At 72.5% G+C, this 9,017-nt stretch carries 6 protein-coding genes and 1 pseudogene; 5 read left to right on the top strand and 2 right to left on the bottom strand.

The window, feature by feature from the left end:
• From GWI24_RS34700 to GWI24_RS34690, 3 genes are all read left to right on the top strand, one after another.
• Nucleotides 1-435, top strand: a 435-nt coding sequence (locus GWI24_RS34700; RefSeq protein ID WP_247617277.1) for a thiamine pyrophosphate-dependent enzyme, incomplete at its 5' end; no start/stop codon positions are given.
• Nucleotides 436-454: 19 nt separating this feature from the next.
• Entirely contained in the window at nt 455-3,574 is a 3,120-nt protein-coding gene (locus tag GWI24_RS34695; RefSeq protein ID WP_210950018.1) for an FAD-binding and (Fe-S)-binding domain-containing protein, read from the top strand.
• Between the two features lie 10 nt (nt 3,575-3,584).
• Nucleotides 3,585-4,718, top strand: a complete 1,134-nt coding sequence (locus GWI24_RS34690) for an enolase C-terminal domain-like protein (protein ID WP_308344190.1) — start codon at nt 3,585-3,587, stop codon at nt 4,716-4,718.
• A gap of 44 nt (nt 4,719-4,762) precedes the next feature.
• Here the strand turns inward: GWI24_RS34690 and GWI24_RS34685 are convergent, their stop codons facing one another.
• Entirely contained in the window at nt 4,763-5,614 is an 852-nt protein-coding gene (locus GWI24_RS34685) for a universal stress protein (protein ID WP_210950017.1), read from the bottom strand.
• Nucleotides 5,615-5,659: 45 nt separating this feature from the next.
• Nucleotides 5,660-6,062, bottom strand: a pseudogene (locus GWI24_RS47020) (CBS domain-containing protein).
• 344 nt (nt 6,063-6,406) lie between these two features.
• On the opposite strand from GWI24_RS47020, the gene GWI24_RS34675 reads away from it, so the two are divergent.
• The gene (locus GWI24_RS34675; RefSeq protein ID WP_210950016.1) at nt 6,407-6,814 is read left to right on the top strand and encodes a hypothetical protein; all 408 of its coding nucleotides are present in this window, start codon (nt 6,407-6,409) and stop codon (nt 6,812-6,814) included.
• A 291-nt stretch (nt 6,815-7,105) separates the two neighbouring features.
• A complete protein-coding gene (locus GWI24_RS34670) occupies nt 7,106-8,983 on the top strand; it encodes an amidohydrolase (protein ID WP_210950015.1) in 1,878 nt (625 codons plus the stop codon).
• Nucleotides 8,984-9,017: the final 34 nt, after the last annotated feature.

Raw genomic sequence — 9,017 nt, 5'->3', positions numbered from 1 at the left:
AAGCGCTATATGGACCGGCTGGCGGGCGGCCCGCCGCTCGTCTTCTGCGTCTTCAACAACCAGGACCTCAACCAGGTGACCTGGGAGCAGCGCGCCATGGCCGGGGACCCGAAGTACCCCGCCTCCCAGAACATCCCCGACGTCCCCTACGGGGCGTACGCCGAGCTGCTGGGGCTGCGCGGCATCCGCTGCGAGTCCCCGAAGAAGGTCGGCAGGGCCTGGGACGAGGCGCTGGCCAGCGACCGCCCGGTCGTCCTGGAGTTCACGGTCGACCAGGAGATCGCCCCGATCCCGCCCCACCTCATGCTTCCCCTGGCGAAGAAGACCGTGAAGGCCGCGCTGCACGACCCCGAGCTGGCCGGGATCGCCCACCGGGGCATCCGGCAGAAGGTCGCCCAGTACGCCGAGCGCCTGCCGGGACGCGGACACACCTGACGGAAGGGGGAAGCGCGGCATGCGTACCGGTACCGCGAGCGGGCTGGAGGGGGCACTGCGTGCGGAGGTGGACGCCGAGGTCAGGTTTGACGCGGGCAGCCGGGGCGCGTACGCCACGGACGGCTCCAACTACCGTCAGGTGCCCATCGGCGTCGTCGTCCCGCGCAGTGTGGAGGCCGGGGCGCGGGCGGTGGAGGTGTGCGCCCGCTTCGGCGCGCCCGTCCTGTCGCGGGGTGGCGGCACCAGCCTTGCCGGTCAGTCCACGAACACCGCCGTGGTGATCGACTGGAGCAAGTACTGCCACGCCCTGGTCTCGGTGGATCCCGAGGCGCGCACCTGTGTGGTGGAGCCGGGGCTGGTGCTGGACGAGCTCAACCGCCAACTCGCCAACCACAGGCTGCAGTTCGGTCCCAAGCCGTCCACGCACAGCCACTGCGCGCTGGGCGGCATGATCGGCAACAACTCGTGCGGCGCGTCGGCGCAGGCGTACGGCAAAACCGTGGACAACGTGCGCCGCCTGGAGGTCCTCACCTACGACGGCGTGCGCATGTGGGTGGGGCCGACGTCCAAGGCCGAGCGGGCGCGGATCGCGGCGGAGGGCGGCCGCCGGGCCGAGATCTACGACGGACTGGACCGCGTCGTCGGCGCGTACCTCGCGGACATCCGGCGCGGCTACCCGAAGATTCCGCGCCGGGTCTCCGGCTACAACCTGGACTCGCTGCTGCCGGAGAACGGCTTCGACGTGGCCCGGGCCCTGGTGGGCAGCGAGGGCACGCTGGTGACGGTGGTGCGCGCCGAAGTGGACCTGGTGCCGGTGCCTCCGTACCAGTCGCTGCTGGTGCTCGGCTACGACGACATCTGCGCCGCCGCCGACGATGTGCCCCGGCTCCTGGAGCACTGCACCCCCGGCGAACTGGAGGCCCTCGACGGGCGGATGGCCCAGCTGATGCGCGAGGAGCACGCCTACCTCGAGTCCCTCGACTCCCTCCCCGGGGGAGACAGTTGGCTGATGGTGCAGTTCAGCGGGGACACCCAGGAGGACGTCGACGAACAGGCGCACGCGCTGCTGCGCTCGGTCGGGCGGGACGAGAAGGACGCCACGGTGGCCTTCTCCGACGACCCCCGGCGCGAGCAGCGGATGCTCAGGGCCCGCGAGGCGGGTCTCGGGGTGACCGCGCGCCCGCCGGACGACCGGGAGACCTGGGAGGGCTGGGAGGACTCCGCCGTCCCGCCCGAGCACCTGGGGGACTATCTCCGCGATCTGAAGGACCTGTTCGCGGAGTTCGGCTACGACCATCCGTCGCTGTACGGCCACTTCGGGCAGGGCTGTGTGCACACCCGCATCCCGTTCGGGATGACGACCGCCGACGGTGTGGCCGACTTCCGCCGCTTCCTGGAACGCGCCGCCGACCTGGTGGTCTCGTACGGCGGCTCGCTGTCCGGCGAGCACGGGGACGGGCAGGCGCGGGGCGAACTGCTCACCCGCATGTTCGGCGAGCGCCTGGTGACCGCGTTCGGCGAGGTGAAGGCCCTGTTCGACCCGGAGAACCGGATGAACCCCGGCAAGGTCACCGGCCCGAGCTCTGGTCAGGTCACCGGCCCGGGCACGGTCACCGGTCCGGGCACGGTCACCGGTCCGAACCCGGTCGACGGTCAGCTGCGCCTGGGCCCGGGGTGGCGGCCGGCCACCCCCGGCACACACTTCGGCTACCCCGACGACGAGCACTCCTTCACCCGCGCGGTCATGCGCTGCGTCGGCATCGGCAACTGCCGCGGCCACCACGGCGCCGTGATGTGCCCGTCGTACCGGGCCACCAACGAGGAGGAGCACTCCACCCGCGGCCGGGCCCGGCTGCTGTTCGAGATGCTCGACGGCCATCCGGACTCCGCCGTCACCGACGGCTGGCGCTCGACCGAGGTCCGTGACGCCTTGGACCTGTGCCTGGCGTGCAAGGGCTGCAAGTCCGATTGCCCGACCGGTGTTGACATGGCGACGCTCAAGGCCGAGTTCCTCGCCCACCACTACGGGGGCCGCCCGCGCCCGGCGGCGCACTACTCCATGGGCTGGCTGCCGGTGTGGGCCCGGCTGTCCCGTATCGCGCCCTCGCTGGTCAACACCGTGGCCCGGGCGCCGGGCGTGGCCGGTCTCGGCAAGTGGCTGGCCGGGGTGGACGGCGCACGCCAGGCGCCGGTGTTCGCACGGCGGTCCTTCCTCCAGTGGTGGCGCGCCCGCGCCGCCGAGGAGCCGGACCCGGCCGACCCGCGGACCGTGGTGGTGTGGCCCGACACCTTCAGCACCTACTTCCACCCCTCGGTCGCCATCTCGGCCGTCCGGGTGCTGGAGGACGCCGGCTTCCGGGTCGCCGTACCGACCGAGCCCGTGTGCTGCGGTCTGACCTGGATCTCCACCGGGCAACTGGCCACGGCGAAAAGGGTGTTGCGGCGTACGCTGCGGGTGCTGCGGCCCTACCTGGAGGCGGGCACCCCGATCATCGGTCTCGAACCCTCCTGCACCGCGGTGTTCCGGGCCGACGCACCCGAACTGATGCCCGCCGACCAGGACGTGGGGCGGCTGGCCGGGCAGTTCCGCACCTTCGCCGAACACCTCGTCCACCACGCCCCCGACGGCTGGCGGCCGCCCGCGCTCAGCCGGCAGGCCGTCGTCCAGACCCACTGCCACCAGCACGCCATCATGAAGGACGACGCGGACCGCGAACTGATGCGCCGCGCCCACCTCGTCACCGACGTCCTGGACGAGGGCTGCTGCGGCCTGGCCGGAAACTTCGGCTTCGAACGCGGCCACCACGAGGTCTCGATGGCCATCGCGGAACAGGGCGTGCTGCCCGCCGTGCGTGCGGCCGCCCCCGGCAGCCTGCTGCTCGCGGACGGCTTCAGCTGCCGCACCCAGATCGAGCAGGGCGACACCGGCCGCGGGGCCCTCCACCTGGCCGAGGCGCTGGCCCTGGGCCTCGACACCACCCTGCCCAGCGAGCGGCCCGAACGCCTGGCACAGCGCGTGGCCCCGCCCTCGCGCGCGGCCCGCTGGGCGACCACCGCCGGTGCCGCCGTCCTCACGGCGACGGCCGTGGCGGGGGCCGTGGCGGGGGCCGCGCGACGCACGCGCCGCGGGGGAGGGTGACCGCACGGTGGTGACGGGTGGCGTCGCGGCAGGAGGCGCGGGCGAGCACGTCGTGGACGGGGTGGACAGCGCCGTCTACACGGTGCCCACCGACGCCCCCGAGGCCGACGCCACCCTCAGCTGGGACAGCACCACCCTCGTCCTCGCCACCGTCCGGTGCGGCCAGGTCACCGGACTCGGCTACACCTACGCTCCCGCCGCCACGGCCCTGGTCATCGATGATCTGCTGGCCGACGTGGTCACCGGCACCCCGGCCCTCGATGTGCCACGCGCGAACGAGGCCATGCACCGCGCCGTGCGCAACGCCGGACTGCCCGGCGTGGCCGCCCAGGCCATCGCCGCCGTGGACATCGCCCTGTGGGACTGCAAGGCCCGCCTGCTCGACCTGCCCCTGGTGCACCTCCTGGGCAGGGCGCGGGACGAGGTGCCCGTGTACGGCAGCGGCGGCTTCACCACGTACGACGCCGAGCGCCAGGACCGGCAACTGCGCGGCTGGACCGAGGAAGAGGGCATTCCCCGCGTCAAAATCAAAATCGGCGAGTCGTGGGGGCGGTGCGAGGAACGCGACCGGAAACGTGTGGCCGACGCCCGCACGAGCATCGGCGACACCACCGCCCTGTACGTGGACGCCAACGGCGGCTACGACGCCAAACAGGCCACCCGCATGGCCGGCACACTCGCCGACCACGGTGTGACCTGGTTCGAGGAACCCGTCTCCTCCGACCACCTCACCACGCTCGCCACCGTCCGCGACCGGGTCCCGATGGAGGTCACGGCCGGTGAATACGGCTACACCCTGCCCTACTTCGCACACATGCTCGCCGCCGGTGCCGTGGACTGCCTCCAGGCCGATGTCACCCGCTGCGGCGGCATCACCGTCTGGCTGCGCGCCGCCGCCCTCGCCCACGGCCAGGGCCTCGAGATCTCCGGCCACTGCGCCCCACACGCCCACGCCCACGCCGCCGCGTCCGTGCCCAATCTGCGCCACCTGGAGTGGTTCCACGACCATGTGCGCATCGAGCGCCTCCTGTTCGACGGCGCCCTCGCGCCCGACGGTGGCAGCCTCACCCCGGGCCATGACGGAGCGCCCGGGCTGGGGCTCACGCTGAACAGCGAGCGGGCCCGGCCGTACCGGGTGGCCTGAGCCCCACCACAGGACGTCGCCCCACCACAGGACGTCGAGCGCACTCACTCATGCGGGACGACGGCCACCGGACAGCTCGCGTGGTGCACCGCGGCCTGCACCACGGGCCCCAGACGGGGCCCCAGCGCGGGTGGGTGTTTCCGCCGTCCGACCATCAGCAGATCGCTGTCGGCCGCGGCCTGGACGACGGCCCGGGCCGGGCTCTCCAGCCGGACCTCGTCGATGACCCGCACCCGGGGGAACTTCTCCCGCCACGGCCGCAACACCTCGTCCAGCTCCCGTCGCGCCCGCTCCATGGTGTCCCGGGCCACGCCATCGCCCGCAGTGGCGGCATGCGCCCGGTCGGGCCTTCGTCCGTGGACGGCGTGCAGTGGCACATCGCGGGTGAACGCGGTGACGTAGGCGAACTCCAGGAGGTTGTCCTGGGGGCCGTGCAGGCTCAGGCCCACGACCACACGCCGTCCGTGTCCATCCGCTTCCCGCTCCGCGCGCATCAGCACCACCGGCCGTTCCGCCCGGGCGATGGTGTGCAGCCCGATGTCACCCAGGAAGAAGCTCGCCATCCGGTCCAGCCCCCGCGATCCGAGCACCAGCATGCGGGAGTGCGCCGCCGCGTCGAGCAGGGCCGCCTCGGCCTCGTCCGACACCAGGTCCTCGATGATGGTCAGCTTCGGATGGTCACGGGCCAGTTCGGTGTGCGCGTCGTGCACGATCCGCTTCGACCAGTAGTTCTGGTCGTCCGCCGCCGGGCTGCCGGGCGTGGGTGGAGCCAGCAGGATCCACGCGTGTGTCAGACGCAGCGCCAGTTCCCGCCGCTCCGCCTCGTCCGCGGCCCAGTGCGCGGCGGCCAGGCTCTCGGGCGAGCCGTCGAGGCCCACGGTGACCACTTGTTCCATGACGGCTTGTTCCACGGTGGTGCCTCCCGCCGGGTTTCCCGGGTTTCACGCGGCCAGGGCGGGGCCGCCGGTGTCATCGGTGCCGTAGGCGATGTGTTCGGTGACCGAGACGACCCCGTCCACGCCTCGGCAGAGCCGCACGATGACCGGCACCAGGCTCCTGGCCTCGACCGATCCGTCCAGCGTGACCTCGCCCTCCCGTACGTCGACCATCACGGCGGAGGGCGCCAGCCGCAGGGAGGAGACCGGAGGGGTCCGCCTGGCCGGACGACTTGCGCAGCAGATCGCCCTCGGACACCACGCCGATCGGGCGTCCCGAACCGTCCACGACCGGCACGGCGGTGACATCACGCTCCGCGAGCAGCGCCACGAGTTCCTTGAACGGCATGTCACGGGGGGCCTGGACCACCGGGCGCGTCATGAGGTCTCCGACCGTTCTGTGGTGCATGTTCCGACTCCTCTCGCACACTCGCGGTGGGTCGGCCGGTGTTTCCGTCGCAGAGCCTGGCTCCCTCGTCGAGCCCGGCTCCTTCACCGAGCCTGCCAGCTCGCCCGCGCCGCCGAATGAGCCGCATGGCTCCCTCTGGCGGCCACATGGCCCACCACGGGGCCATCCGGCCCCTCGGCCGAGGGCGTTCCGCCCCCAGGACACCCCTCACCGGCGGTGTCACAGTGGACGACGCACACATTCACCCCACCGGGCACGAACCGGAACGGCATCGGGAGGGGACGGGCCACCGCGGCTCCGCGACGACACACCGCAGCGCGCGTTCGCTCTCCGAAGCGGTGGTCATGTCGTTGGTGGAGGACGCCACGGCCGCGCCCTCGATGCACAACACCCAGCCCTGGCGGTTCGAGTACTCCCGGCGCAGCCGCGTGTTCCGTCTCAGGGCCGACCTGCGGGGCGCCCTGCCGCAGACCGACCCCGAGCTCCGCGCCCTGCACATCGGCTGTGGCGCCGCCCTGATGAACCTGCGGGTCGCGGTGGCCCACGAGGGTTGGGAGGCGGCGCCCCGGCTGCTGCCCGACCCCGTCGATCCGATGCTGCTGGCCTCCGTGACACTGACCCGCCCGCTCGGCGACGAGGCCGATCCGGCCGTCCTGTACCCGGCCGTGCGCACCCGCCACACCAGCCGGTACCCCTTCGCCGAGACCGAGATCCCCGCGTCCGTGCGGAGCGCGCTCGTCGACGCTACGTGACTTCGCGGGTGGCAAGCCCATCCGCGGCCGCCCGACCGCCGACTTCGAGACCTTTCCCCCACCTGGTGTTGCTGAGCACCTCGCGCGACCGGCCGACCCGGGCCGCCTGGGAACAGCGCCGGTAGCCACGTGTCGAGGGAGGAAAATGTGCGTCCGGCGCCCTGGATGGCTGCGGAATCCGTTGTGGACACCCTCGCCCATGGGCCATATCTGCAGCGCCGGGCGGCTGGTGCTTAAGGGTTTAATCACCAAGGCTGACGCGTCACACCTCATCACACTCAGGGAGTGAGCATGAGCCTTGACCTGGCGCGTCGCCGTCTTCTGTCGGCCGCGGGCGCGATGGGTGCCGCTGGCGCACTCGGCCTGGCCCCCTCCGCCGCGTTCGCGGCCTCCGGCCGTCGTCCGTCCCGATCCCGTGGTCCGGCCGCGACGATCATCCACGGTGGGCGGGTGCTGACCGGGCTGCCGTATATGCCGCAGCAGGAGGCCCTCGCCGTGGGAAGGGACGGGAGGATCCTCGCGGTCGGTCCGTCGTCCGTGGTGCGGCGGCTGGCCGGGAGGGACACGGAGTTCGTCGACGCCCGCGGCGGCACCGTCATGGCGGGGATCATCGACGCCCACGCCCACTGCCTGGAGGCCGGGTGGCGCTCGCTCAACCCCTCCCTGGGCAATGAGACCTACACTGTCGCCGCGCTCCAGGAGAAACTCACCGGTTTCCTGAACGCGAGCAAGGACCAGGAGTCCGATGGATGGCTGGTGGTGGAGGACTGGAACCCGGTGGGCCTGCCGACCGGGACCGAGACCCACCACCGCATCCTGGACGCGCTGCCAACCCGCCGGCCGATCGCGCTCAAGGGCTCGGACGCCCACAACATGTGGGTCAACCAGCGGGCCCTGGAGCTGGCGAAGATCACGTCGAGCACCCCGGACCCGGCCGGAGGCCATATCGTCCACGACACGGCCGGAGCACCGTCCGGGTTGCTGAAGGACACCGCGCAGGACATCGTCGCGGCGGTGATCCCGCCGCCGGACAAGGACAAGGCGCTCGCCGCCGCCGCGAAGGCCCTCCGCCAGGCGGCGTCCAACGGCATCACCACGTACATGGACGCGGCCACCGGGACCGATGGACTCCGCGCCTACGCCGACCTGGCCGCCTCGGGCCGGCTGCCGCAGCGGGTGATTCCCGCGCTCCGCCTGGACATCGACCACGTCCGCGATCCGAAGGCCGCGCTGGCCCACGTCAACGAGCAGCGCACGGCGTACGGACAGGTGCCGGGCCTGTGCTTCGGGACGGCGAAGGTCTTCCTCGACGGAGTGATCGAGCACCCCGCGCAGACCGCCGCACTGCTGGAGCCGTACCTCGACGCCGACGGCAAACCCACCGGCAACCGGGGTGACTTGTACGCCACCGCCACCGAGTACGGGCGCCTGGCGACCGTACTGGACCGGGCCGGGTGGCAGTTGCACGCGCACGCGATCGGCGACCGTGCGGTGCGCACCGCGCTGGACGGCTACGAGGCGGCGGTACGCGCCAACGGCCGCCGTGGCAACCGGCACACCATCGCCCATCTGCAACTGGTGCACCCGGACGACTACCGGCGCTTCGCACCGCTCGGCGTGGTCGCCTGCATGCAGCTCCAGTGGGCGATGCGCAATGTGTGGACGATGGACGCCCTCCTGCCCTACATCGGCCCGGACCGCCACCGGCTGCTGTATCCGGCGCGCAGCCTGGAGCGGTACGGCGCGGCGCTGGCCGGGGGATCGGACTGGCCGGTGGACCCGCTCGACTCGTTCAACCAGATCCGCACCGCGATCGACCGGCAGGGCGAGGACGGTGCGCTGTACCCGGAGCGGGAGGGCATCAGCCGCTCCACCAGCCTGCGCATGCACACGGCGGGCTCGGCTCATCAGCTCCGGATCGACCACGAGACCGGTGTGCTCACCCCGGGCCGGGCCGCCGATGTGATCGTGCTCGACCGGGATGTGACCCGCGTGCCGGTCAAGGACATCACCGGCACCAAGGTCCGTCTGACGCTGGTGGGCGGCAGGCGCGTCTGGGACGCGGACCAGCCCGGCGCCGAGGCAGCCGCCGCGTCGTTCACGACGGCCCGGCCCGCCTCCCTCGCCACCGTGCACGGCCGGCATGCCGCCTGCGGCTGCCACCGCTGACCCGCCGTCACCGTCGTTCGCCCGGGCCGCTACG

Source organism: Streptomyces sp. MK37H (assembly GCF_018035285.1).
GTDB classification, from domain to species: domain Bacteria; phylum Actinomycetota; class Actinomycetes; order Streptomycetales; family Streptomycetaceae; genus Streptomyces; species Streptomyces endocoffeicus.
The sequence above is the reverse complement of the archived record's forward strand: the minus strand, read 5'-3'. Positions and strand labels throughout refer to the sequence as shown.